Genomic DNA, 22,523 nt, shown 5'->3' on the forward strand with positions numbered 1-22,523 from the left:
ACATGACAATCCGCGAGCGTCTTGGCCTTCGCCCGATCATCAACGTGTCCGGCACGATGACGACGCTGGGCGCCTCGATCATCGTTCCCGAGGCGATCAGCGCCATGGCCGAGATCGCCTCGCAATGGGTGGAGATGGACGATCTGCAGCGCGCCGCGAGCGCGGTCGTCGCACGCCTCACCGGCGGCGAGGCCGGCTTCATCACCGCCTGCTGTGCCTCAGGCATCACCATGTCGATTGCCGGCGCGATGACCGGCACCAACCTTTTGGCAATGGAACGGCTGCCGGACGACACCGAAGGGCTGAAGTCCGAGGTCGTCATCCAGCTCGGCCATATCGTCAATTACGGCGCGCCGATCGACCAGTCGATCCGCGTCGCCGGCGCCAAAGTAATCCCCGCCGGCACGGTCAGCGTCACGCAGGATTACCACGTGCGCGAGGCGATCAACGAGCGCACGGCGGCCGCACTCTACGTCGTCGCGCACCACACCGTGCAATACGGCATGCTTTCGCTGGAGGAATTCTGCGAGATCTGTCACGCCAAAAACATTCCGGTGATCGTCGATGCGGCTTCGGAATACGATCTGCGCAGCTTCCTCGCGCGCGGCGCCGATGTCGTCGTCTACAGCGGCCACAAATTCCTGAGCGGCCCGACCAGCGGCATCGTCACCGGCCGCAAGGAACTCGTGCGCGCCGCTTATCTGCAAAACCGCGGCGTGGCGCGGGCCATGAAGGTCGGCAAGGAAAGCATCGCCGGCACCATGGCCGCGCTCGAAGCCTGGGAGAAGCGCGACCATGCCGGCATCCGCCGGCGCGAGGAGGCAGCGCTCAATCTGTGGAAGGACGCGCTGCAAGGCATTCCCGGCATCGGCGCTGAGATCATCCCCGACCCGACCGCCAATCCGCTCGATCGCCTGCAGGTCTTCGTGCGCCCGGAAAGCCGCTTCACCGCCGCCGGCCTCGCCTCGGCTTTGGCCGCCGGCTCGCCGCCGGTCATTGTGCGCAACCACGAGGTCGAGCGCGGCCATTTCTTCCTCGATCCGTGCAACCTCCATCCCGGCGAAGCCGAGATCGTGGCCGAGCAACTGCGCGCCATGCTGACGGCGAAGGAGCGTCCCGTAGATGCAATGAAAGCGGCCCGCAAGGATTCTGCCGGCGCGCTGCGCTGGCCGGATTGACACAGCTGCTCCCGCCCAAGGACCGCTCCGGAAGAGGAACTTCAAGCACCACTTCAAGTGTCTGGCTGCACCGGCCTCGTCAGCACGGCCATCTGCTTTGACAGGAAGTCGATAAACAGCCGGGCGCGGACCGGCACCTGCCGACCGAACGCATGAACGGCACGCACAGGTATGGCGGGCATGCTCGCTTGCGTCAGCACGCGGACCAGCCGGCCTGAGCTGAGATCGTCCTGTACCGCAAATTGCATGAGGTGTGCGATACCCGCGCCGGCAAGCGCCGCTTGGCGAATTGCACCGGCATCGTCGGTGTCGAGACGGCCGTTCGGCACAACACGGCCACCGTTGGCGAAGGCAACCGGATAAGGCCGGCCCAGCATCTGATGACGAACAAAGTCGTGATTTCGCAAGTCTTCGATTGAGTTCGGGTCACCCTTCCGCTCGATGTAGGCGGGGGACGCGACCAGCACGACCGGCAGATCGGCAATCTTTCGCGCGAGCAAGCCGACGTCCGACAACTCCCCCATCCTCACCGCGACATCGTAGCCTTCCCGGATCAAGTCGGCGTGACGGTCGGTAACGTTGAGCTCAAGCTTCACTTCGTGGTGCCGGGCCAGGAACATTTGTGCCCACGAAGCAATCAGGGTGCGGCCAAGTTCGACAGGCGCGGTGACGCGCAAGAGGCCCCGCGCATTGTCGGCCACGCGGACGGTGTCTTCTGCATCGTCGAGCGCCCTCAAGAGAGGCGCGACACGCTCGTAATACGCTGTGCCCTCGCTCGTCAGCCCAAGCCGACGCGTCGAACGGCGGATCAGCCGCACCCCCAGCCGTCGCTCGAGCCGCGCCACGCTCTTCGAAACCGCTGATGGGCTTGATCCAAGCAAGCGGCTCGCGGCTTGGAACGACCCGGCATCGACGGTCCTTACGAAGGCGACCAGGCCGGCGGTTTTTTCAAGGATAGTTGTCATTCCGGAATTCCAGGAAAAAAAGAACGCACCAAATCAACCCTAATCGGTCAACTAATCATCTCCACATAGCGCCTGTCATCGCCATAAGGAGAGATTTGATGAGCAAGCTGGTCAACAAGGTCGCTATCGTCACGGGTGGTTCCAAAGGTATCGGCGCAGCAATTGCCAAGGCGCTTGCAGCGGCCGGCGCCGCCGTAGTCGTCAATTTCACCTCATCGAAGATGGATGCCGACCAGGTGGTGGGCCAGATCAAGCGGCAGGGCGGCGAAGCCATATCCGTCCAGGGCGACGTATCGATAGCCGTCGATGTGCGCCGTCTATTCGAGACAGCAAAATCCTCGTTCGGTACGCCCGCGATTTTGGTAAACAATGCCGGGGTATTCGAGTTTGAGCCACTGGAAACGGTGACGGAGGCGCGGTTTCACCGTCAGTTCGACGTTAACGTGCTTGGGCCGATCCTCACCATCCAGGAAGCGGCCAGGTATTTCGGCCCCGCCGGCGGCAGCATCATCAACATCAGCTCGATTGCCAGTTCAAATCCGCAACCGAATTCACTCGTCTATGCCGCGACCAAAGGTGCCGTGGATACGATCACTGTTTCGATGTCCAGGGAACTCGGCCGCCGCAACATTCGTGTCAATGCCATAGCGCCCGGCGTGGTGGACACCGAAGGACTGAGGCGTGTCGGCATCATGGGCAGCGAACTTGAGAAGCAGATCGTCGAGCGGACTCCCCTCGGCCGTTTTGGCCAACCGGAGGACATCGCTCGCGTAGCGGTCTTCCTCGCCTCCGACGAAGCAGCCTGGCTCACCGGCGAGCGCATCGCCGCATCAGGCGGCTGGCAGTAACTGCGCGCCCGGCTGGCACACAAGACCTAATCCTTGCGGCTTTTGGCGAATTCCGCTAAGGCGCGCCTTTGCCGCCGCGGAGCCACACCTTGACCGACCAGCGTGCCGACGTCGCCATCATCATGGGCAGCCAGTCCGACTGGGCGACGATGCGCCAGGCGGCCGAAACGCTGGACGCGCTGGGCATCCCGCACAGAAGGCTGATCGTCTCGGCGCACCGCACGCCCGACCGCCTCTATGACTTCGCCAAGGGCGCCAAGGCGGCCGGCTACAAGGTGATCATCGCCGGCGCAGGCGGCGCGGCGCATTTGCCCGGCATGACGGCGGCAATGACGCCGCTCCCCGTCTTCGGCGTGCCGGTCGAATCCAAGGCGCTGTCCGGCCAGGATTCGCTGCTTTCCATCGTGCAGATGCCGGCCGGCATTCCGGTCGGCACTTTAGCCATCGGCAAGGCCGGGGCCGCCAATGCGGCGCTTCTCGCCGCAGCGGTGCTGGCGCTGAACGATGAAAAGCTCGCCGCCCGGCTCGACGCCTGGCGCGCCGCCCAGACCGCCAAAGTCGCCGCCGAGCCGGCGGATACGCCGTGAGCCTGGCTCCCGGATCGACCATCGGCATCATCGGCGGCGGCCAGCTCGGCCGCATGCTGGCGATGGCCGCCGCCCGCCTCGGCTATCGCACGATCGTGCTGGAACCGCAGCCCGATTGCCCGGCGGCGCAGGTCGCCAACCGGCAGATCGTCGCCGCCTATGACGATGCCGCGGCGCTCGCTGAGCTGGCCGGCGCCAGCGCCGTCGTGACCTACGAATTCGAGAACGTTCCGGTTCAAGCGGCCGAAACGCTCGCCGCGCGCGTTCCGGTCCATCCGCCGGCCCGCGCGCTCGAAGTCGCGCAGGATCGCGTCACCGAGAAGAGTTTCCTGAACGGCATCGGCATTCCGACGGCGCAGTTCTGCCCCGTCGATGATGACGACCAGCTGACTGTGGCGCTGAAAAAATTCAGCGGCAGCGGCGTCTTGAAGACGCGCCGCCTGGGCTATGACGGCAAGGGCCAGCGCGTCTTCCGCAACATGGAAAGCGGCGGCTTTGCCGGCACCTGCGAGGCGATGGGCAACGTGCCGCTTATCCTCGAATCGCTGGTCGCCTTCGAGCGCGAGATTTCGGTGATCGCCGCGCGGGCACAGGACGGTTCGACGGCCGCCTACGATCCGGCCGAGAACGTCCACCGCGAAGGCATTCTGCGAACTTCGACCCTGCCTGCCGCCATTGAATCCGATACGGCCGAGGCAGCCAAGGATGCGGCTGCAAAAATCCTCGCCGCGCTCGACTATGTCGGCGTCATCGGCGTCGAGTTCTTCGTCCTCGCCGACGGCTCGCTGCTGGCCAACGAGCTGGCGCCGCGCGTCCACAATTCCGGCCACTGGACCGAGGCCGCAGCAACCGTCTCGCAGTTCGAGCAGCATATCCGCGCCGTCGCCGGCCTGCCGCTGGGCTCAGCGGCCCGCCATTGCGACTGCGTCATGGAAAACCTGGTTGGCGACGACATGCTGAAGGTCCCGGCGCTGCTCGCCGAGCCCGACCTGATGCTGCATCTCTACGGCAAGGCGGAGTCCCGCCCCGGCCGCAAGATGGGCCATCTCACCCGGATTCTTCGCCGGAGGTAATCCCGACTACTGCATATCCTGGCCTTCGTCCTCGTCCGGGCTGGCGCAGCTCGGGTCGCCGTCCCGACAGTTTGGCCCGGAGGTAAGCTGCTTGGCGCGCTCGTTGGTGAGCTCCGTCAGGCATTGCGAAACCTCCATCGGATGGATGGAGCCGCCCTCGCTGTCGGCGGTCGAATAGGCGCATTCGGCGTCCCGGAAGGCGATCCAGGCGCGTTGCGCCGTCTGCAGCAGCTTGTTGGCGTTCTCGTCATTGCCGCCGACGATATCCTTGTAGGCGGCGTTGAGCTTGGCATCCGCCGCTTCATAGTCGGTGTTGGCGCAAATCGTCATCATCGACTGGCTGTCGTCGTTGCGGTCGCATTCTTGTCCCCAGGCTGCCGGGGCGGTTGCCAGGAGGACGAGGCTGGCTGGCAGGAAGAGACGGCGCATGCTGGATCTCCAATCGCTTTGCGTCGGGGCAGCATCCCAGCGGCTCCCGAGTCGCGCAATGCGCCGCGATCCGGATGGCGAATATTTGATGAGCGCGCCAGTTGAGGGTATCAGAGTTGCGCGCTTGCGGTTGACACGGGCAAGGCTCCTCGTTTATGAGCCACGCAAGTTCAAAGGCGCGCTTTTTTCGGGCGCGCCTTTAAAATTCGGCCCGGGACCGGGCCCCCGACCGAACAGGCAAGACCATGAAGATCAAGAATTCGCTCAAGGCGCTCAAGGCGCGTCACCGCGACAACCGGCTGGTTCGCCGCAAGGGACGCATCTACATCATCAACAAGACCGCTCCGCGCTACAAGGCGCGCCAGGGCTGAGACCTGCGCGCGGCTTGCATGTTGCCCAGAACCGGGTTCTGGGCAACGACACGCACGAAGAGGCCGCGCCGAGCTGATGTCGATTGCCGGTTCGCCGGCCCTCTCACGCTAAAATCATTTTGACGATCCGCCGTCCGGCGTTAGATTCCGGCGATGCGGATTCTTTTTGCATTCTTCACCGGCGTTCTCCTGGCATGTGCTGCCTCGCCTGCGTCGGCCGAGGATCAGGCCACGCGGCCGTCCGCCGCCCCGCCGCCGCCGGCCATCACGCCGCCGCCCGTCGCTTCGACCAGGCAGGGGCGCCTCGACCAGCTCTTTGGCGATCTCAAACGCGAGCGCAACGAAAAGGCCGCCGAACGCATCGCCGGCCGCATCTGGAACGAGTGGAACCAGTCCGGCAGCGCCTCGATCGACCTGATGATGCAGTGGGCGCAAAAAGCGACGGAAGACCAGAAATTCGACGTCGCGCTCGACTTCCTCGACCAGGTCGTGACCTTGCAGCCCGACTATGCCGAAGGCTGGAATCGCCGCGCCACCGTGCATTTCCTGATGAAGAATTACGGGAAGTCGATGTCGGACATCGACCATACGCTGCATCTCGAACCCCGCCATTTCGGCGCGCTTTCCGGCTTGGCGCAGATCATGACCGAAACCGGCCACAAGCAGTCGGCGCTGGAAGCCTGGCAGAAAGTGCTCGCCATCTATCCGATGATGCGCAGCGCCCAGGACCAGGTATCGGCGCTTTCGGAAGAGCTGGCCGGCGAAGGCATTTGATTCGGAACTGATGTGCTGCGTCAGTTGCTTCGTCATTCTAGGGCGGAGCAAGGAGCGAAGCGACGCGGCGCAGACCCTAGAATCCATGCCGTTACTTTGGAGCGTCGCGACGGTGCAGAATTTTGCTCCGCTGCATCCTGCGATCGACGTCACGGCATGGATCCTCGGGTCTCCGCGTCCGCTTCGCTCCCGCTCCGCCCGTGGATGACGAAGCTGAGGGGCTTCGGCCAATCTCGAACGTCTGCGATAGCTCACCGACGACCAGCCAGATTCTGGCTGCCAACACGCCCCTAACCTGTCAAAGTCACAGCACCCTCAAAACCAATTCCGCCCTTCGCCCGTATCTCCTCCGCATGAACCTCATCTGCGCCGCGCTCCTCTTCCTTACCGCACTCGTCTTCGCCCTCGCCGGCGTCACCCGTACCGGTGCCTGGCTGGTCGAGCGCCGCAACCCTCCGGTCGGCCGATTCGCCGACATTGACGGCGCCAGTATCCACTACGTCCACATTCCAGCCGCCCCAGCCGCCGACCTGCCGCCGGTCGTCTTCATCCATGGCGCCAGCGCCAATCTGAAGGACCAGATGCTGCCGCTGCAGCCCCTGCTCGAAGGCCGCGCCGAGTTGCTCTTCCTCGACCGGCCGGGTTTCGGCTGGTCGGAGCGCGGGGCGGGCAACAACGAAACGCTTGCCGCGCAGGCCGACACCATCGCCGCGCTGATGGATCGCCTCGGCATCGCCGGAGCCGTCATCGTCGGCCATTCCTTCGGCGGCGCGGTTACCACCGCCTTTGCTCGAAAACACCCGGAAAAGACGCTCGGCCTCGTCTTCCTGGCGCCCGTCAGCCATCCCTGGCCGGGCGGCGCGACGGCCTGGTACTACAAGCTGACCGCCATGCCGGTGGTCGGCTGGCTGTTTTCCGAGACGATTGCCTATCCGGCGGGCATGCTGCAGATCGGCGACGCGACGGCCTGCGTCTTTTCGCCTAACAATGCGCCGCAGGACTACATCGAAAAGGCCGCGATCCCCTTGGTGTTGAGGCCGCCGGCGTTCCGCGCCAACGCCCGCGATGTGGCCCAGTTATATGACTATGTGCGCGCGGCCTCGCCCGGGTACCGTGAACTCAAGGTGCCGACGGTCGTCATCTCGGGCGATCGCGACAAGGTGGTCTACGCGACGATCCATTCGATCGGCCTGGAGCGCGACGTTCCCGGCGCCGAATTGGTCTGGGTCCGCAACCTCGGCCACAAACCGGACTGGGTCGCGCCCGATCTCGTCGTCGGCGCCATCGACAAGGTCGCGGGCAAGGACATCGATCTGCAGGCTATGGCCGGCATGGTAGAGGAGCGGATTGCCGACGACACGCAAGGCACCGGCAGATGCCCCGAGCTCAAGGTTCCGGACGTGGAACTCGCGCCGGGCGGCCTCACCTGAATATCGGCATACCTAATGCGTTTCCGACCCGACATAGGCAATCCGCAGCATGTTGGTCGAGCCGGGTGTCCTGAGCGGCACGCCGGCCGTGATGATGATCCGGTCGCCCGGCTTGCCGAAACCTTCGTCGAGCGCGATGCGGCAGGCCCGGTCGACCATGTCGTCTAGGTCGATGGCGTCCTCCGAGACCACGCAATGCGTGCCCCACAAGAGCGACAGCCGCCGCGCCGTGTTGACGATCGGCGACAGCGCCACGATCGGCACCTGCGGCCGCTCGCGCGCGGCGCGCAGCCCAGTGGTGCCGGAGGCGGTGTAGGTGATGATCGCCGACAGTTTCAGCGTCTCGGCGATCTCACGGGCGGCCAGCGAAATCGCGTCCGCTCCGGTCGCTTCCGGCTCCGAGCGCTGGGCGTTGATGATGCCGGCATAGGTCGGGTCGGTTTCGACCTTGGTGGCGATGCGGTTCATCATGGCGACAGCCTCGACCGGATAGGCGCCGGCGGCGGATTCGGCGGAAAGCATGATCGCGTCCGCGCCCTCGAACACGGCGATCGATACGTCCGATACCTCGGCACGGGTCGGCACGGGCGCGGTGATCATCGATTCCAGCATCTGGGTGGCGATCACCACCGGCTTGCCGGCGCGGCGCGCCGCGCGCGTGATCTGCTTCTGGATGCCGGGCACGGCTTCCAGCGGCATCTCGACACCGAGATCGCCGCGCGCGACCATCAACGCGTCGGACAGCTCGATGATCTCGGCCAGACGGGCGACTGCCTGCGGCTTTTCGATCTTGGCCATGATCAGGGCCCGGCCGCGCGCGATCTTGCGCGCTTCGGCCAGATCCTCCGGCCGCTGCACGAAGGACAGCGCCACCCAGTCGACGTTTGCCGCGAGCACCGCGTCGAGATCGGCGCGGTCCTTCTCGGTCAGCGCCCCGACCGGCAGGTCGGTGTCGGGCAGGCTGACGCCCTTCTTGTCGGAAATGCCGGTGCCGGCGACGACCGTGCAGGTGATCGACTTGCCGTCGCTCCTCAGAGCCTTGAGCTCCAGCTTGCCGTCGTCGATCAGGAGACGGTGACCGGCCTCGACCGAGCTCAGGATTTCAGGATGCGGCAGGTAGACACGGCTGGACGTGCCGGGCTCCGGATTGTCGTCGAGCGTGAAGGTCTGGCCGACGGTCAGCGCTTCCTTGCCATTGGCGAACTTGCCAACCCTGAGCTTCGGCCCCTGCAGGTCGGCCAGGATGCCGATCGGCCGGCCGACGGCGGCCTCGACGGCGCGGATGCGGCCGACCAGCGTGCGCATCAGCTCGTGGTCGGTATGGCTCATGTTGATGCGGAAGACGTCGGCGCCCGCCTCGAAGAGCTTCTTCAACATCTCCTCGGACGAGGAAGCCGGACCGATGGTGGCGAGGATCTTGACCTTGCGGTTGCGTCTCATTGACTGTTCGTTCCCGGGGCGGGGGTCGCTGACGCGCCTCCCGTTGCGGGCTCGTCGGTCAGCTGGACCATCCAGCTTGCCTGCTCGCCCGTGTCATATTCCTGAAATCCGGCGCGCTGGAAGCCCCGGGCGACGCAATCATTCACGCCGGCGATCTTGAACTCTTTTTCGGCGACGCACATGTTGATCGGGCCGTCCCAACGTCCGCCGCGCTCGGCGTCTTCTGCATAAAGATAGTAAAACCTTGATGACAGCGGTCCCTCGATCAGCGTCTTGCAGGTCGATCCTTCGATATGCCACCAGCCTTCGGTGATCCAGCCGGCCTTGGCGCGATAGCCGATGCCGACGCCGACCAGGTTCTGCGTCGCGTTGCAGACGCGGAAGTCGGCGCGCGCCGGCGAGGTCGCGCAAAGCGCGCCGAGAACCGCGCCAAAGATCAGGAGCGGCAGGGTCAGGCGCTTGCGCGGCCTGCCGGCGAAACCCATCCCAAATCCCTTCGCGAACCACATCTGCATCTCTTGAAGCCCTTTTCAGCAAACTCCGGGCGCATGTCAACGCGCCGTTTTGTTCAATTCCAATCGATTTAGAAAGGCTCGCGCATGACCCCGAAGATCGGAATCGATTTCCGGAAAGGATCATGCGCTAAAATCAAAGTGCCACAGCGTCCTTTGCGCGTCCAAGAGGACGCGCGGCGCTGCAGGCGTGCGGTCAGTCGTCCCATTCGGGATTTTTTGCAGAAACCGTGGCCAAACAACGGCATTGCGCCTCAGTCCTCTTCGTGGAATGACCATAACACCCTGCCCGAACGCCAGCGAACGGACCCGTTTTCAGCCGATGACCCGATCCACAGCTTTCGCGCCTTTCGACATCGTCGAGGGCGACCGCAAGAAAGGCATCGTGCTTCTGGCCGATCATGCCCGCCGCGACCTGCCGGAAGAGTATGGCAGCCTCGGCCTGCCGGCGGCGGAGTTCGAGCGCCACATCGCCTATGACATCGGCGTCGAGACGGTCACCCGCGAGCTGGCGGCGGCGCTCGACGCGCCGGCCCTGCTTGCCGGCTTCTCCCGGCTTCTGATCGACCCCAACCGCGGCGAGGACGACCCAACGCTGATCCGCCAGCTCTATGACGGCACCATCGTGCCGGGAAACTATCCCATGGCCGAAGACGAGCGGGAGAAGCGCCTCGACCGCTTCTACCGGCCCTATCACGACGCCGTCGGGGCGATGATTTCCTCGGTGGCGCACGCTTCCGGGAAAGCGCCCTTTATCTTCTCGGTGCACTCTTTCACCCCGCGCATGCAAGGCTTCATCCGCCCCTGGCATGTCGGCATCCTGTGGGACCGCGACGACCGCGTGGCGCGGCCGCTGATCGACATGCTGGCCGCCGACAAGGCGCTCGTCGTCGGCGACAACGAACCCTATGACGGCGCGCTGCGCGGCGACACCATGTTCCGCCACGCCATCGTCAACGGTTACGCCCATGCGCTGATCGAGATCCGCCAGGACCTGATCGCCAACCGCGCCGGCGCTCTCGCATGGGCGGAACGGCTGGCCCCGATCGTTGACGCCATCGACCGCCGTGCCGATATACACCAGGTGAAGATGTTCGGCTCGCGCACAGGGCCGGTGTGAAAAGGCCGTCAGGCCAGGATCTACGAAATGACCGAACTCAGCGACGAACAGAAACGCGATTTCGAGGCCGCCGCTTTCCGCCGGCTGGTCGATCACCTGCGCGAGCGCGGCGACGTCCAGAATATCGACCTCATGAACCTCGCCGGCTTCTGCCGCAACTGCCTGTCGAACTGGTATCGCGAGGCAGCCGAGGCCGACGGCGTCGCGCTCTCCAAGGATGAATCGCGCGAGATCATCTACGGCATGCCCTATGGCGAGTGGCAGGCGCTCAACCAGACGGAGGCGTCGGACGCCAAGAAGGCCGAGTTCGAGGCGAAGCGGCCGAAGGATCATTGAATTATCGCGCAATGCACAAGGCTTAACGCTGGCGGGACAGCGCCCCCCTCTGGCCTGCCGGCCATCTCCCCCACTTGGGGGAGATCAGACGTCACGTCGGCTTTCGCAAATCTCCAACGTTGCAGGATACGGCGGTGCGCTGGAACAGCCAATCTCCCCCCTCGTGGGGGAGATGTCCGGCAGGACAGAGGGGGGCGCGAAGGATCGCTGCCGAACGGTTTTGTCATTTGCTCTTCGACTTGGCCCACAAGCTTTGGCGGTCAGGTTCTTGACCGCCAATTGAATCGATCTAATTTGCCGCCCAAATCCACGGCGCACCGGGTTTCAGAGCATGAGCGCGCAAACAACAATGCATGCCGCGACGCGCGGCCGCTGGGCTGTTGCCGGCATCTTCCTTGCCAATGGCTTCCTCACCGGCAGCTGGGCGCCGCAGATCCCGGTGTTCCTCACCAGGCTGGACCTCTCGAAATTCACCCTCGGCCTGCTGATCCTTTTGTTCGGCGTCGGCGCGGTGATGGCGATGACCTGGTGCGGCCATCTCATCTCCAGACACGGCCCGCGCGCCGTGCTGTGCTGGTTCGGCGTTTGCGGCAGTTTCGGCCTGCTGGTCGTGGCGCTCGCGCCCAATGTGCCGCTCGCGGCAATCGCCATGCTCATCTTCGGCGGATCGATCGGCGGTATGGACGTCGCCATGAACTCCAACGCCGTGGTCGTCGAACGGCGACTGTCGCGGGCGATCATGTCGTCCTCGCATGGCTTCTGGAGCCTGGGCGGCTTCGCCGGCGGCGCGTTGGGCGGCTACACGATCCAGAACTACGGCTATCTGGCGCATGCGATCGTCGTGACGGCGATCGCCTTCGCTCTGATCGCTTTCGCGATCGGCTATTTGATCGCCGAGGACAGGCCGCAGGCCGCCGAGCATCGGAAGTTCACGCTGCCGCGCCACACGATCGTCTATCTGGTCGGGCTGATGGCGCTGCTCACCATGGTATCCGAGGGCGCGGTGCTCGACTGGGCGGCGCTCTATCTCCAACAGGAGCTCGGCGCCGACCTTGCGATTGCCGGCCTTGCCTATGCCGCCTTCTCCGGTGTCATGGCGCTGATGCGTTTCCTGGGCGACGGCGTACGCAACCACTTCGGCGCGGTGGCGACGCTGCGCGGCTCGGCGCTTGTCGCCGCCGCCGGCATGCTCGTGGCCGGCCTCTCGCCTTCGCCTTATCTCGCCATTGCCGCATTCGCCTTCTGCGGCTTCGGCATCGCCAACATGGTGCCGATCCTGTTCTCGGCCGGCGGCAACCAGGAAGGCATGTCGTCGGGCACCGGCATGAGCGTGGTCACCACGATGGGCTATTCCGGCATCCTGGTGGCGCCGTCGGCGATCGGCTTCGTCGCGGAGCACTCGAGCTTCGGCCCGATCTTCATCGCGCTTTCCGGCCTGCTGGTCATCGTGCTGTTGATGGCGAGCCTCGCTCAGCGGGCCGAATTCGCGCCCGAGCCGGATGGATTTCAGGTCGATCCGACCTGAAATCCATCCGGCTCTAGGATCAGAGAAATAGAGCATGATGTCGTCCGAAAACCGCGTCACACTTTTCGGCATCATGCTCTAGCCGGCGCCGGCCGAATAGCGCTTCAGCTCTTCATGCAGGAAATCCGCCACCCGGCGGATGCGCATGCTGGTGCGCACATCGCGATGCATGGCAAGCCACACCGGTAGCACGGGCAAGGGAGCCTCCGGCAAAAGCTTCTCCATGTCCGGATCGCGGTTCGCAAGCGGCTCCTGGCCGATGCCGATGCCGTTTCCTGCCCGCACCGCTTCCCAAAGCACGATCTGGTTGTCGGTCCTGAAGCGGAAGTCGGCGCGGCCGACCGCGATGCCAAAAGCGGTGAAGCCGCGAATGATCTCGTCGCTGCGGTCGAACCCGACCAGGGCATGGTCGGCGAGGTCGGCGGGCTTTTGCGGGCGGCCGTGCCGGTCGAGATAGGATTTCGCCGCGCAAAGGCAAAGCGCGATGTCGGTGATCTTGCGCGCCACCAGCTCGTTCTGCGCCGGCCTGACCATGCGGATGGCGATGTCGGCGTCGCGGCGCAAAAGGTTCTCGACCTGGTTCGAGGCGACGATCTCGACCTCTATGCCCGGCTCCTCCTCGCCAAGACGCGCCGTCATTTCGGGCAGCACGCAGGCCGCGACCACCTCCGAGGCGGCAATGCGCACCGTGCCCTCGATCGCCTCGACCGATCCCAGCGCCAGCAACGAGAAGGCGTTGGCCTGCTCGCTGACCGCCCGCCCGCGCTTATGGAGCGCGCCGCCGGCCTCGGTGAGCTCATAGCCGCGCCGCCCGCGCCGGAACAGCGTGACGCCCAGCGCCTGCTCCAGCTCGGCGATGTGGCGGCCGAGCGTCGGCTGGCTGGCCTCCAGCCTGCGGGCAGCGGCCGAAAGGCTGCCGGTCTCCGCGACCGCGACGAAGCTCTTGATCAGGTTCCAGTCGAATTCTGCCATTCATTCTTGAATATCAGATCGCCGATCCTAGTCAATTTTCATTCATTGATGGAGGCAGTCAGATTAGCGGGGCAAACGCAAGAAACGGAGACGACAAATGACCAAGATCGCAGTTCTGGGCGCCAATGGCCGGCTCGGCCGCGTGGTCGCCAAGGCCTTCATCGACGCCGGCTTCGACGTCCGCGCCGTCACCCGCAGCGGCAAGGTGCCGGCCGAGCTCAAGGACGCTATCGCCGTCGCCGGCGACGCGCTGGACCGCCAGTCGCTGATCCGCACGACGGAAGGCGTCGACATTGTCTTCAACGGCCTGAACCCGATCTACACCGATTGGGGCAAGTGCCTGCCGATGGCCGAGAACGTCATGGCCGCCTGCCGCGCCAACAACGCGCTGCATCTCTTCCCCGGCACCGTCTACAATTACGGCTCGCCGATGCCGCAGCTGATCGCCGAGGACACGCCTTTCCATCCGACGACCGAGAAGGGCCGGGTCCGCTGCGCCATGGAAAAGCTGTTCCGCCGCGAGGCCGATGCCGGCCGCGTGCGCACCATCCTCCTGCGCGCCGGCGACTTCTTCGGCGGCACCGGCAGCGGCGGCTGGTTCGACCTCGTCGTCGCCGCCAAGATGAAGAAGGGCGTCTACACCGCACCCGGCCCGGCGGACCTCACGCATGAATGGGCCTATCTGCCCGATTTTGCTGTGGCTTTCGTCGGACTGGCGCGCAATCTCGACAAGCTCGGCTTCTATGAGGCTCTGAATTTCCCGGGCCACGCCGTCACCGACCTCGACATCAAGGCCGCGGCCGAGAAGGCGCTGGCACGCAGGCTCAAACTTTCCTTCATGCCCTGGTGGGTGCTGCGCGCCGGCAGCCCGTTCGTGGCCATGTGGCGCGAGATCGTCTCGATGTCCTATCTGCGCTTCCAGCCGCACCGTTTGGTCTCGGCGCGGCTGCAAGAGGTCATCGGCGAAATCCCACACACCCCGCTCGACCAAGCGGTGGCGGAAGCCATGCAGGATATCGGCATTGGCGCCGCGACTTCGCGCGAGGCCGCCTGATCAGATCCGTCCCAACAGCAACATGATCAGCAGAATGACCAGGATTACGCCGACGATCCCCGAAGGCCCGTAGCCCCAGGCGCGCGAATGCGGCCATGCCGGCACGGCGCCGATTAGGATCAGGATCAGGATTATTACGAGAAGTGTGCCGATCGTCATGAAAATGCCCTCGCCGGTTGGTTGAACCTCAAGGGAACAATGCAAAAAGCCGCCCGGTTGTTCCCGGGCGGCTTTTTGCATTTGGATTTCGAAAACCGCCTATTCCGCGGCCTTCGGGAAGGCGATCGCCGGCTCGGTGCCGGGCTCGGTCGCCGGTTGATCGGCCGACATCTTGCCGCGACGGAACAGGCGGCCGAACCAGCCGCGCCGCGCGCCAGGCTTCACCTTGGCGCGGGTGAACACCATCAGCATCGACGGCGTCACCACCAGCGTCAGCAAGGTGGCGAAGGACAGGCCGAAGACGATCGCCGAGGAGAGCGAGATCCACCATTGCGTCGACGGCGCGTTGATCGTGGTCTCGTGATGGAAGATCTCGAGGCCGAGGCCGAAGGCGATCGGCAGCACGCCGAGGATGGCCGAGACCGCCGTCAGCACCACCGGCCGGGCGCGCTCGCGGCAGGTCTGCAGCACCGCGTCCATCTTGTCCCAGCCCTCCTCGCGCAGCCGGTCATAAGTGTCGATGAGCACGATGTTGTTGTTCACCACCACGCCGGCGAGCGCGATGACGCCGATGCCCGACATAACGATGCCAAAGGCCTCGCCGGTCAGAAGCAGCCCCAGGAACACGCCGATGGTCGCCATGACCACGCAGGACAGAACAAGCCACACGCTGGTGAACTTGTTGAACTGCGCCAGGAGCACCAGGAAGATCAGGAAGATCGCGGCGCCGAAGGCCTTGCTCAGGAAGGCGCTGGCCTCGGCGCTATCCTCGTTGGAGCCGGCGAGCTTCCAGCGGATGCCGCTGCCGAGATCCATGTCGGCGACGGCCTGAGTGACTTGCTGCTGCACCGCCGCCACCTGCGCGCCGGCGCTGACATTGGCCTGCACCACCACGGTGCGCGCGCCGTCGATGCGGTTGAGGATGCCGACCGTCGGCTCCGGCTTCCTGACGACGAAGTTCGAGATCGGCACCGACCCTTGCGAGGTCTGCACCCGGAGCTCGTCGAGCGTCGACAGCGTGCGCCGGTCTTCCGGCAGGCGCAGGCGGATGTCGACGGCGTCGTCGGCGCCGGCCGGCCGGTATTCCGACAGCTTGAGGCCGTTCGTGACCAGTTGCACCACCGTGCCGACCGAGGTCGGGCTGATGCCGTATTGCGCCGCCTTGGCGCGGTCGACCTCGAGCGCCCAGTCGACGCCGGGCGGCGGCAGGCCGTCCGAAATATCGATGACGTTGGGTATCTTGGCGATGCGCGCGGCGACGGCGCGCGCCTTGTCGTCGAGCCCGGCCGGGTCGGCGGCCGAAAGCCTGATCTGGATCGGCTTGCCGGTCGGTGGACCGGCCTCCGGCACGCGTACTTCGACATCGACGCCGGGAATGCCGGCCATGACACCACGCAGATCGTCGAGGATCTGGTTGGCCGACTTGCGCTCGCGCCAATCGACGAATTCATACTGGATCACGCCGACGACATCTTCCGGGATGTCCTGGCCGCCGCCTTGCGTCTTGCCGACGCGCGTGTAGACCGATTTCACGCCGGGCCAACCGAGCAGGCGGCTTTCCGCCGTCTTGGTGGCGGCGTCCATTTCGGCCAGCGAAAGATTGCCGCGGGCATGCACGTAGAGCAGGCCGTAGTCCGGCTCGACGCTGGGGAAGAACTCGACTCCGGCGCCGTATTTCGAATAGGCGAAGCCGACGCCGACCAGCAGGCAGACCGTGAGCAGTATGACGGTGATCGGAAAGCGCACCGCCTGCTTGACCAAGCCCATGTACCAGCCGTCGCGATTGCTCTCCTCGTGATGCGCCGGCGCCTTGGCGAAGATGGCGCCGAGCGTCGGCGCGAAGACCAGCGCATAGAGCATCGAGGCCGACAGCGTCACGATCAGCGTGATCGGCATGTACTTCATGAAGTCGCCGATGATGCCGGGCCAGAACAGCAGCGGCGAGAACGCGGCGATGCGCGTCATCGTCGCCGCGATGACCGGGCCGGCCATGCGCTTGGCGGCCAGCGCGAAGGCGTCCGCCTTCGGCATGCCCTCGCTCATGCGCCGCTCGGCGAATTCGGTGACGATGATGGCGTCGTCGACCAGCATGCCGACCGCCAGGATGAGGCTGAACAGCACGATCATGTTGATCGTGTAGCCCATCATGGCGAGCAGCAGGATGCCGATCAGGAAGGATGACGGGATGGCGAGGCCGATCAGCAGCGAGGCCCGTCCCGACAGCGCGTAGAGGATGACGATGAACACCAGGATGACCGCGATCATCACGTGGTTCTGCAGGTCGCCTAGAAGCTGGTTGACGAAGACCGACTTGTCCTGCGTGTAGGTGACATGCATGCCCTCGGGCATGGTCTTGATGAAATTGTCCGACACCTCCCTGACATGGGTCAGCGTGTCGATCAGGTTGGCCCCGATGCGCTTCTTGACCTCGATGGCGATCGCCGGCTTGCCGTCGAGGCGGGTCACCGTCTCGGCGTCCTTGAAGGTCGAGCGCACGGTGGCGACGTCCTTGGCCTGCACCACGGCATTGGGCGTGGCGACGACCGGCAGGTTGGCGACGTCCTCCGGCGTCTCGATCAGCGACGGCACCTTGACGGCGTATTTGCCTTCGGACCCTTCGAGATTGCCGGCCGCGACCAGGCTGTTGGAGGCGCCGACGCCCTGGATCACCTGGTCGAGCTGCAGCCCGTAGGAGGAGAGCTTGACCGGATCGATGACGACTTCGACCAGATCGTCGCGCGCGCCCTGCAGCGAGCCTTCCAGCACGCCCGGCACCTCCTCGATGCGGTCGCGCAGCTCGCGCGCGGCGGACGTCAGCACGCGCTCCGGCACGTCGCCGGAAAGGGTGACGACCAGGACCGGAAATTCCGAGACGTTGACCTCGTTGACGGTCGGCTCCTCGGCCGCCTGCGGCAGGTCGGCCTTGGCGTCTTGCACCTTGCTGCGCGTATCCTGCAGCGCCGTCGCCAGATTGGTCTGCGGCTGAAACTCGACCAGCACGTAGCCGCCGCCCTGGAAGGCGGCCGAGCGCATCTCCTTGAGCCCCTTGAGGCTCTTGAGCTTGCTTTCCATCGGCCTCAGCAGCAGGCGTTCGGAGTCCTCCGGCGAGATGCCCTGGTAGATCAGGCTGACATACATCATCGGAATCGGAACGTCGGGTTCCGCTTCCTTCGGCGTCGATTGATAGGCGACCCAGCCCGCGGCGAGCAGGAACATCAGCGCCGATATCGTGAGGCGGGCGTTGTGGATGGCGAGTCTGACGATGTCCATGACTTATGCCTGCTGTTTTCTTGGAAGCCGCGACATTGGCCGGCGGCGCCGGGCGACCCGACGCGCCAGGACGATCGCGCTACTGCGTGCCGGCCGTGGCTTCGCTGATCAGCTTGTTGATGGTCGCCTGGTCGGCCTCGACGGGCTTCACCAGATCGCCTTCCTTCACCAGCTCCTGGCCGGCGACGATGATGCGCGCATCCTGCGGGATGCCGCCGAGCACCAGGCCATTCGGCGTGTCGTCGACGAGGTCGATCGGGAAGAACGCCACCTTGTCGTCCTTGCCGACGGCGCGGATGCCGAGATCGCCCTTGTCGCCCAGCGTCACCACCGAACGCGGCAGCATGACCGCGTCGGTCGGCTCGGCGCTGAGCGTGATCTCGGCCGTCATGCCGGCGGGGATGGAGCCGTCGCCATTGGGGATCGCCACCTCGACGCGGAAGGTGCGGGTCTGCGAGGAGGCATCGCGGCTGATGTAGCGCACCGTGCCGGTGACCTTCTGGTCGTTGACCAGGCGCACATTGGCCTCGTCGCCGATCTTGATGTAGCGCAGGTCGCGCTCGCTGATCTCGCCGCGCGCGATCACCGGATCGAGCTTGAGGATGGTCGCCACCTCGCCGCCCTGCATCACCGAGCTGCCGAGCTCGACCGGCAAGCGGTCGATGACGCCGTCGAACGGCGCCTTTACTTCATTGCGGTCCAGTTCGGCCTGTGCCGTCTCCAGCATGGACTGCGCCGCCGTCAGGTTCGAGCGCGCGGTGTCGAGCTGTAGCTTGGGCAGGTTGCCGGTCTTCATCAGCCGCAGCGCCGCGTCGAGTTCGGCCTGGCGCTGCACGAGGAGCTGCCTGGCGTTGTCGACATTGGAGATCTTCTCCTCGGCGGCGAGCATCAGCACCGGGTCGCCGGTCTTGACGTGATCACCCTGCTTGACCGGCAGCTTGTCGATGACGCCGGCGACGCGGGTGGCGAGCACCGCGCGCTTGTCAGCCTCGGTCAGGCCCGAGATCCGTATCGCCCGCGCGAAGGTCCTGCGCGGCGGCGTCACCACCGCGACGGTGCGCAATGCCGCCTTCGGCTCGGCCTCCGCCGTCTTCGGCTTCTCGGTCCCGGATTGCGCGGCCTTGCCCGCTTCTCCTGCCTTCTGGTGGTCGGCGGCGCTGCCCACGGACGAGAACTCGCCCGTTGCCATCCAGGCAGCGAATCCGATGAGCACAGCAATGGCTGCAAGCTTGTGAAACCTGATTTTCGGCATCGTCGTTTTTCCGTTGCAGGCCTGGCGAGGTCGGCGTATCCAATCCCCGGGCGCGCGGCCGATATGGGTGCGCGCAAAGCCATGTTCAATTTGCCGTGATCGGCGAAGCGCGCTTCTACCGCAAAGTTGCGGTGCAATATAGTCAGAAACTTTGATGGATTATTGCGCTGCGGCGCTTGGCGCGCCGGTTTTTTTTCATTTTTTACATGCCACACTGCCCGGCTTTTCTCAATCGGGGCGGTTTTTCGCGCGTTCTGACGCTGAATGGCAGCAGGCGTCAGTATGATGAAGAATTTTTTTGCGAAATGACGCCGCGCATTGGCATGGGACAATGCTGAGGACGCGCCCACCTCGAAAATAAATGCTGTCAGCTGATCAAGTTAAGCAGCCGGAACAGCCGCTCGAACATCCTGCCATAGGGTGGTCTGAGCAGGCCGCCGGCGCTCAGCCTGGACTGGACGAAGACCGGCTTTTCCTTGCTGAAGGTGCGAAAGCCCCATTCGCCATGATAGGCGCCCATGCCGCTTTCGCCGACACCGCCAAACGGCTGCCGCTCCTGCACCAGATGCATCATGCAGTCGTTGACCGTCACGCCGCCGGCCACGGTTTCCCGCATCACCCTTTGGCGATTGGCGCTGTCCTTGCCGAACCAGTAGAGGGCGAGCGGCCGCTCGCCGCGGTTCACGTGATCGATGGCGTCGTCGACCGTGCCGTATTCGAGGATCGGCAGCGCCGGCCCGAAGATTTCCTCGCGCATCAGCCGCAAGTTCTCGCCGGCATTGCGGACCAGGACGGGCGCCAGCTTGCGGTCGCTCACGCCAAGCTCCTCGTTTGCCGGATTGACCTCTGTGACATCGGCGCCGCTTTCGCGCGCCTCCGCGATCATGTCGCTCAGCCGCTGGCGGTGCCGTTCGCTCACGATCGCCGTGTAGTCGGGATTGTCGCGCAGACTGGGATAGAGCCGCGCCATCGCGGCGGCAAGTTTTGCGGCGATCGCCGCGCCTTGCCCTCGCGGCACCATCAGATAGTCCGGCGCGATGCAGGTCTGGCCCGCGTTCAACAGCTTGCCGTAGGCGACGCTTGCGACGGCGGCATCCAGATCGCAGGACGCATCGAAGATCGCCGGCGACTTGCCGCCGAGCTCAAGCGTGACCGGCGTCAGGTTGGCGGCCGCGGCCAGCGCCACCTGGCGGCCGACGGCAGTCGAGCCGGTGAACAGGAGGTGATCGAATGGCATCGACACGAATGTCTTGCCGACCTCGGCGTCGCCGACCACCACGCTCATCTCGTCGGGAGAGAAATGCTCTTCGACCAGGCGGGCAAGCAGGTCCGAAAACTTCGGCGTCAGCTCGGACGGCTTGAGCAGCACTCGGTTGCCGGCGGCTAAAGCGGCGGTCGCCGGCGCGATGGCGAGCTGGAATGGATAGTTCCAGGGCGACACGACGCCGACGACGCCGAGCGGCTGCGGCAGCAACCGGTTGCGGCCCGGCAGGAAGGGCAGGCTGGTGGCGACGCGGCGCTCGCGCATCCAGCCGCTCAGATGCCGAACGGCATGCCGGATGCCGGCGCCAACGACGAACAGTTCCGCAAGCCGCGTTTCCTGCTGAGCCCTGCCGGAAAAATCGCTGTCGATCGCGGCGCAGATCTCAGCCTCATGCCTTTCGGTTAGCGCCAGCAGGCGCTTCAGCCGGTCCTTGCGCACCTCGAGGCTGGGAAAGGGCTCCTTCTCGAAGGCCCTGCACTGCGCTTCAAACCTGACCCCGAGGGCATTCTGTCTGGTCTGCAGCATCGCCACCTCTCGTTTACGTCGAGGTAAACTACTCGCCCGTCGAGGGTGAATCCAGCGCGTCGCCGGTTTCCGCAAGGTAAGTATCAGCGCCACCTAAAACGTGATCGAGAAACTCAAGGGCGATTTACGCTCGCCGGCGCGCCGATTCCGGCTTGATGCGCACTGCGAGGAATTCCTTGACCCGCCGCCCCGGCGCCGGACCGCGCAGCGGCTTGAAGCCGTCGTCGAGCTCGCCCGACAGGTCGAGCGTCGCCCGGCTGCCGACGGCGTCGTAGTTTTCCTCCAGCCAGTCGCTGGCGGCATTTCGGCCGAGGTCCCGGAGATAGGCGAGGAAGGCCCATTCGGCGTTAACCTTGGACGAGGCCGAGAGGTCCTTGAACGCCTCGTCGGCGTCGATCCTGTGCATGCGGATGTCGCGGTATTCGCCATGCGGCAGGCGGCCGGCCGCGATCAGTTCCTTGACGAAGGCGATCGAGCGGAATTCACGTAGCAGCCCGGCGTTGAAGGTGATCTCGTCGATGCGGTTCTGGATCTCGTTGGCGCTCTTCGGCGTGCCCTCGCGCACCACCGGGTTGATCTGCACCAGCAGCACATCCTCGGTCGCCGCCGTCTTGAAGAACGGATAGAGCGCCGGATTGCCGCCATAGCCGCCGTCCCAATAAGGCACGCCCTTGATCTCGACTGCGCGGAACAATTGCGGCAGGCAGGCCGACGCCATCACCGTGTCGAGGTCGATCTCGCCGTCGGAGAAGACGCGCAACTGTCCGGTCTCGACATTGGTCGCCGAGATGAAGAGCTCCATCGACTTGCAGGCGCGCACGTTGCGGAAGTTGATCTCCTTCTCGACCACGTCGCGCAGCGGGTTGAGGCCGAGCGGATTGGCGACATAGGGTGAAAACACCCGCGACATGGTGTCGAAGAACAGATAGCCGGGCGTGTTCTCGATCGACCAGTTGCCCCACACGACATCCCACGGCATGCGCTGCACCGGGCTGAAGCGGCCTTTCGAGGCCACAGCCCGCCAGAAATCGTCGAGCTTCTTGCGCGCGCCCTCGACGCCGCCGCGCACGAAGCCGTCGGCCAGCGCCACCGCGTTCATGGCGCCGGCGCTGGTGCCGGACACGGCCGCGATCTCCAGCCGGCCGTCCTCGAGCAGGCGGTCGAGCACGCCCCATGAGAAGGCCCCGTGCGAGCCGCCGCCCTGGAGCGCGATGTTGATCTTCTTGTCGTGCTCCGCCTTGCCGTTCTTCGCCATGACGTTCCTTGTCTCGATGCGCCTGCCTGCCGCCGCGTAACGAAGGCGGAGCTGGCGCCGTCAGCTTATGTTGCAGTGCAGCATATAAGGGCTGACCAAGGCAAGAACACGAACACACAAGCGTGATCACGTGAAATTTCGGTCATGAAAACCTCCCCACCCGCTGGGAGAGGAGAGGTTGCAT

General features: G+C 65.0%; 21 protein-coding genes. 11 read left to right on the forward strand and 10 right to left on the reverse strand.

All coding sequences use genetic code 11. The annotated features are described in order from the left end of the window. Positions 1–2 precede the first annotated feature (2 nt). Positions 3–1,178: an aminotransferase class V-fold PLP-dependent enzyme gene (locus EN874_RS08000; RefSeq protein WP_245513524.1), complete on the forward strand. Its 1,176-nt coding sequence runs from the start codon at positions 3–5 to the stop codon at positions 1,176–1,178. A gap of 53 nt (positions 1,179–1,231) precedes the next feature. Here EN874_RS08000 and EN874_RS08005 read toward each other — a convergent pair whose 3' ends face one another. Then, positions 1,232–2,143, reverse strand: a complete 912-nt coding sequence (locus EN874_RS08005; RefSeq protein WP_127425923.1) for a LysR family transcriptional regulator — start codon at positions 2,141–2,143, stop codon at positions 1,232–1,234. A 98-nt stretch (positions 2,144–2,241) separates the two neighbouring features. Between EN874_RS08005 and EN874_RS08010 the strand changes: the two genes are divergently transcribed. The 3 genes from EN874_RS08010 to EN874_RS08020 all read left to right on the forward strand — a co-directional run bounded on the left by EN874_RS08010 (position 2,242) and on the right by EN874_RS08020 (position 4,651). Continuing rightward, positions 2,242–2,991 (forward strand): glucose 1-dehydrogenase, encoded by a 750-nt coding sequence (locus EN874_RS08010; RefSeq protein ID WP_127425922.1) that lies wholly within the window; start codon positions 2,242–2,244, stop codon positions 2,989–2,991. A gap of 89 nt (positions 2,992–3,080) precedes the next feature. Next, positions 3,081–3,578, forward strand: coding sequence for a 5-(carboxyamino)imidazole ribonucleotide mutase (gene purE / locus EN874_RS08015; protein WP_127425921.1), 498 nt, complete (start codon positions 3,081–3,083; stop codon positions 3,576–3,578). Next, entirely contained in the window at positions 3,575–4,651 is a 1,077-nt protein-coding gene (locus EN874_RS08020; protein WP_127425920.1) for a 5-(carboxyamino)imidazole ribonucleotide synthase, read from the forward strand. Before purE ends, EN874_RS08020 begins: the two co-directional genes overlap by 4 nt. Before the next feature lie 6 nt (positions 4,652–4,657). Here the strand turns inward: EN874_RS08020 and EN874_RS08025 are convergent, their stop codons facing one another. Further along, a complete protein-coding gene (locus EN874_RS08025; RefSeq protein WP_127425919.1) occupies positions 4,658–5,080 on the reverse strand; it encodes a lysozyme inhibitor LprI family protein in 423 nt (140 codons plus the stop codon). Positions 5,081–5,325: 245 nt separating this feature from the next. Here EN874_RS08025 and ykgO point away from each other — a divergent pair, with 245 nt between their 5' ends. The 3 genes from ykgO (at position 5,326) to EN874_RS08045 (ending at position 7,655) form a co-directional block, all read left to right on the forward strand. Then, entirely contained in the window at positions 5,326–5,451 is a 126-nt protein-coding gene (ykgO, locus tag EN874_RS08030; RefSeq protein WP_040974291.1) for a type B 50S ribosomal protein L36, read from the forward strand. Positions 5,452–5,604: 153 nt separating this feature from the next. Further along, positions 5,605–6,225, forward strand: coding sequence for a hypothetical protein (locus EN874_RS08035; protein WP_127425918.1), 621 nt, complete (start codon positions 5,605–5,607; stop codon positions 6,223–6,225). A gap of 353 nt (positions 6,226–6,578) precedes the next feature. Then, positions 6,579–7,655, forward strand: a complete 1,077-nt coding sequence (locus EN874_RS08045; protein WP_127425916.1) for an alpha/beta hydrolase — start codon at positions 6,579–6,581, stop codon at positions 7,653–7,655. 12 nt (positions 7,656–7,667) lie between these two features. On the opposite strand, the gene pyk is transcribed toward EN874_RS08045, so the two are convergent. Further along, positions 7,668–9,095 carry a pyruvate kinase gene (pyk, locus tag EN874_RS08050; protein ID WP_127425915.1) on the reverse strand — a complete coding sequence of 476 codons (1,428 nt, stop codon included), beginning with the start codon at positions 9,093–9,095 and terminating at the stop codon, positions 7,668–7,670. Further along, the gene (locus EN874_RS08055; protein ID WP_127426158.1) at positions 9,092–9,580 is read right to left on the reverse strand and encodes a DUF1036 domain-containing protein; all 489 of its coding nucleotides are present in this window, start codon (positions 9,578–9,580) and stop codon (positions 9,092–9,094) included. Before EN874_RS08055 ends, pyk begins: the two co-directional genes overlap by 4 nt. Positions 9,581–9,929: 349 nt before the next feature. Between EN874_RS08055 and EN874_RS08060 the strand changes: the two genes are divergently transcribed. The 3 genes from EN874_RS08060 (at position 9,930) to EN874_RS08075 (ending at position 12,588) form a co-directional block, all read left to right on the forward strand. After that, positions 9,930–10,727, forward strand: a complete 798-nt coding sequence (locus EN874_RS08060; RefSeq protein WP_127425914.1) for an N-formylglutamate amidohydrolase — start codon at positions 9,930–9,932, stop codon at positions 10,725–10,727. Between the two features lie 27 nt (positions 10,728–10,754). After that, entirely contained in the window at positions 10,755–11,063 is a 309-nt protein-coding gene (locus EN874_RS08065; protein ID WP_127425913.1) for a DUF1244 domain-containing protein, read from the forward strand. A gap of 331 nt (positions 11,064–11,394) precedes the next feature. Next, positions 11,395–12,588 (forward strand): MFS transporter, encoded by a 1,194-nt coding sequence (locus EN874_RS08075; protein WP_127425911.1) that lies wholly within the window; start codon positions 11,395–11,397, stop codon positions 12,586–12,588. Between the two features lie 78 nt (positions 12,589–12,666). Here the strand turns inward: EN874_RS08075 and EN874_RS08080 are convergent, their stop codons facing one another. Continuing rightward, positions 12,667–13,560: a LysR family transcriptional regulator gene (locus EN874_RS08080; protein WP_127425910.1), complete on the reverse strand. Its 894-nt coding sequence runs from the start codon at positions 13,558–13,560 to the stop codon at positions 12,667–12,669. Positions 13,561–13,657: 97 nt separating this feature from the next. On the opposite strand from EN874_RS08080, the gene EN874_RS08085 reads away from it, so the two are divergent. Next, positions 13,658–14,614 (forward strand): SDR family oxidoreductase, encoded by a 957-nt coding sequence (locus tag EN874_RS08085; protein WP_127425909.1) that lies wholly within the window; start codon positions 13,658–13,660, stop codon positions 14,612–14,614. Here EN874_RS08085 and EN874_RS08090 read toward each other — a convergent pair whose 3' ends face one another. From EN874_RS08090 to EN874_RS08110, 5 genes are all read right to left on the reverse strand, one after another. After that, positions 14,615–14,773 carry a DUF3309 family protein gene (locus EN874_RS08090; RefSeq protein WP_126087157.1) on the reverse strand — a complete coding sequence of 53 codons (159 nt, stop codon included), beginning with the start codon at positions 14,771–14,773 and terminating at the stop codon, positions 14,615–14,617. A 99-nt stretch (positions 14,774–14,872) separates the two neighbouring features. Then, complete coding sequence (locus EN874_RS08095; protein ID WP_127425908.1) at positions 14,873–18,043, reverse strand: efflux RND transporter permease subunit; 3,171 nt, start codon at positions 18,041–18,043, stop codon at positions 14,873–14,875. A gap of 79 nt (positions 18,044–18,122) precedes the next feature. Beyond that, the gene (locus EN874_RS08100) at positions 18,123–19,295 is read right to left on the reverse strand and encodes an efflux RND transporter periplasmic adaptor subunit (RefSeq protein ID WP_127425907.1); all 1,173 of its coding nucleotides are present in this window, start codon (positions 19,293–19,295) and stop codon (positions 18,123–18,125) included. A gap of 367 nt (positions 19,296–19,662) precedes the next feature. Continuing rightward, the gene (locus tag EN874_RS08105) at positions 19,663–21,084 is read right to left on the reverse strand and encodes a coniferyl aldehyde dehydrogenase (RefSeq protein ID WP_127425906.1); all 1,422 of its coding nucleotides are present in this window, start codon (positions 21,082–21,084) and stop codon (positions 19,663–19,665) included. A gap of 124 nt (positions 21,085–21,208) precedes the next feature. Further along, a complete protein-coding gene (locus EN874_RS08110) occupies positions 21,209–22,339 on the reverse strand; it encodes a patatin-like phospholipase family protein (protein WP_127425905.1) in 1,131 nt (376 codons plus the stop codon). Between the last annotated feature and the right edge of the window lie 184 nt (positions 22,340–22,523).

The organism is Mesorhizobium sp. M1D.F.Ca.ET.231.01.1.1 (assembly GCF_003999155.2).
Taxonomy (GTDB): domain Bacteria; phylum Pseudomonadota; class Alphaproteobacteria; order Rhizobiales; family Rhizobiaceae; genus Mesorhizobium.

What these genes read in the sequence shown, in the direction of transcription:
- EN874_RS08100 (WP_127425907.1), bottom strand. Translation starts at nt 19,295, where the DNA reads ATGCCGAAAATCAGGTTTCACAAGCTTGCAGCCATTGCTGTGCTCATC.
- EN874_RS08055 (WP_127426158.1), bottom strand. Translation starts at nt 9,580, where the DNA reads ATGGGTTTCGCCGGCAGGCCGCGCAAGCGCCTGACCCTGCCGCTCCTG.
- EN874_RS08095 (WP_127425908.1), bottom strand. Translation starts at nt 18,043, where the DNA reads ATGGACATCGTCAGACTCGCCATCCACAACGCCCGCCTCACGATATCG.
- ykgO (WP_040974291.1), top strand. Translation starts at nt 5,326, where the DNA reads ATGAAGATCAAGAATTCGCTCAAGGCGCTCAAGGCGCGTCACCGCGAC.
- EN874_RS08010 (WP_127425922.1), top strand. Translation starts at nt 2,242, where the DNA reads ATGAGCAAGCTGGTCAACAAGGTCGCTATCGTCACGGGTGGTTCCAAA.
- EN874_RS08080 (WP_127425910.1), bottom strand. Translation starts at nt 13,560, where the DNA reads ATGGCAGAATTCGACTGGAACCTGATCAAGAGCTTCGTCGCGGTCGCG.
- EN874_RS08025 (WP_127425919.1), bottom strand. Translation starts at nt 5,080, where the DNA reads ATGCGCCGTCTCTTCCTGCCAGCCAGCCTCGTCCTCCTGGCAACCGCC.
- EN874_RS08065 (WP_127425913.1), top strand. Translation starts at nt 10,755, where the DNA reads ATGACCGAACTCAGCGACGAACAGAAACGCGATTTCGAGGCCGCCGCT.
- EN874_RS08075 (WP_127425911.1), top strand. Translation starts at nt 11,395, where the DNA reads ATGAGCGCGCAAACAACAATGCATGCCGCGACGCGCGGCCGCTGGGCT.
- pyk (WP_127425915.1), bottom strand. Translation starts at nt 9,095, where the DNA reads ATGAGACGCAACCGCAAGGTCAAGATCCTCGCCACCATCGGTCCGGCT.
- EN874_RS08085 (WP_127425909.1), top strand. Translation starts at nt 13,658, where the DNA reads ATGACCAAGATCGCAGTTCTGGGCGCCAATGGCCGGCTCGGCCGCGTG.
- EN874_RS08090 (WP_126087157.1), bottom strand. Translation starts at nt 14,773, where the DNA reads ATGACGATCGGCACACTTCTCGTAATAATCCTGATCCTGATCCTAATC.
- EN874_RS08060 (WP_127425914.1), top strand. Translation starts at nt 9,930, where the DNA reads ATGACCCGATCCACAGCTTTCGCGCCTTTCGACATCGTCGAGGGCGAC.
- EN874_RS08035 (WP_127425918.1), top strand. Translation starts at nt 5,605, where the DNA reads ATGCGGATTCTTTTTGCATTCTTCACCGGCGTTCTCCTGGCATGTGCT.
- EN874_RS08045 (WP_127425916.1), top strand. Translation starts at nt 6,579, where the DNA reads ATGAACCTCATCTGCGCCGCGCTCCTCTTCCTTACCGCACTCGTCTTC.
- EN874_RS08105 (WP_127425906.1), bottom strand. Translation starts at nt 21,084, where the DNA reads ATGCTGCAGACCAGACAGAATGCCCTCGGGGTCAGGTTTGAAGCGCAG.
- EN874_RS08005 (WP_127425923.1), bottom strand. Translation starts at nt 2,143, where the DNA reads ATGACAACTATCCTTGAAAAAACCGCCGGCCTGGTCGCCTTCGTAAGG.
- EN874_RS08000 (WP_245513524.1), top strand. Translation starts at nt 3, where the DNA reads ATGACAATCCGCGAGCGTCTTGGCCTTCGCCCGATCATCAACGTGTCC.
- EN874_RS08110 (WP_127425905.1), bottom strand. Translation starts at nt 22,339, where the DNA reads ATGGCGAAGAACGGCAAGGCGGAGCACGACAAGAAGATCAACATCGCG.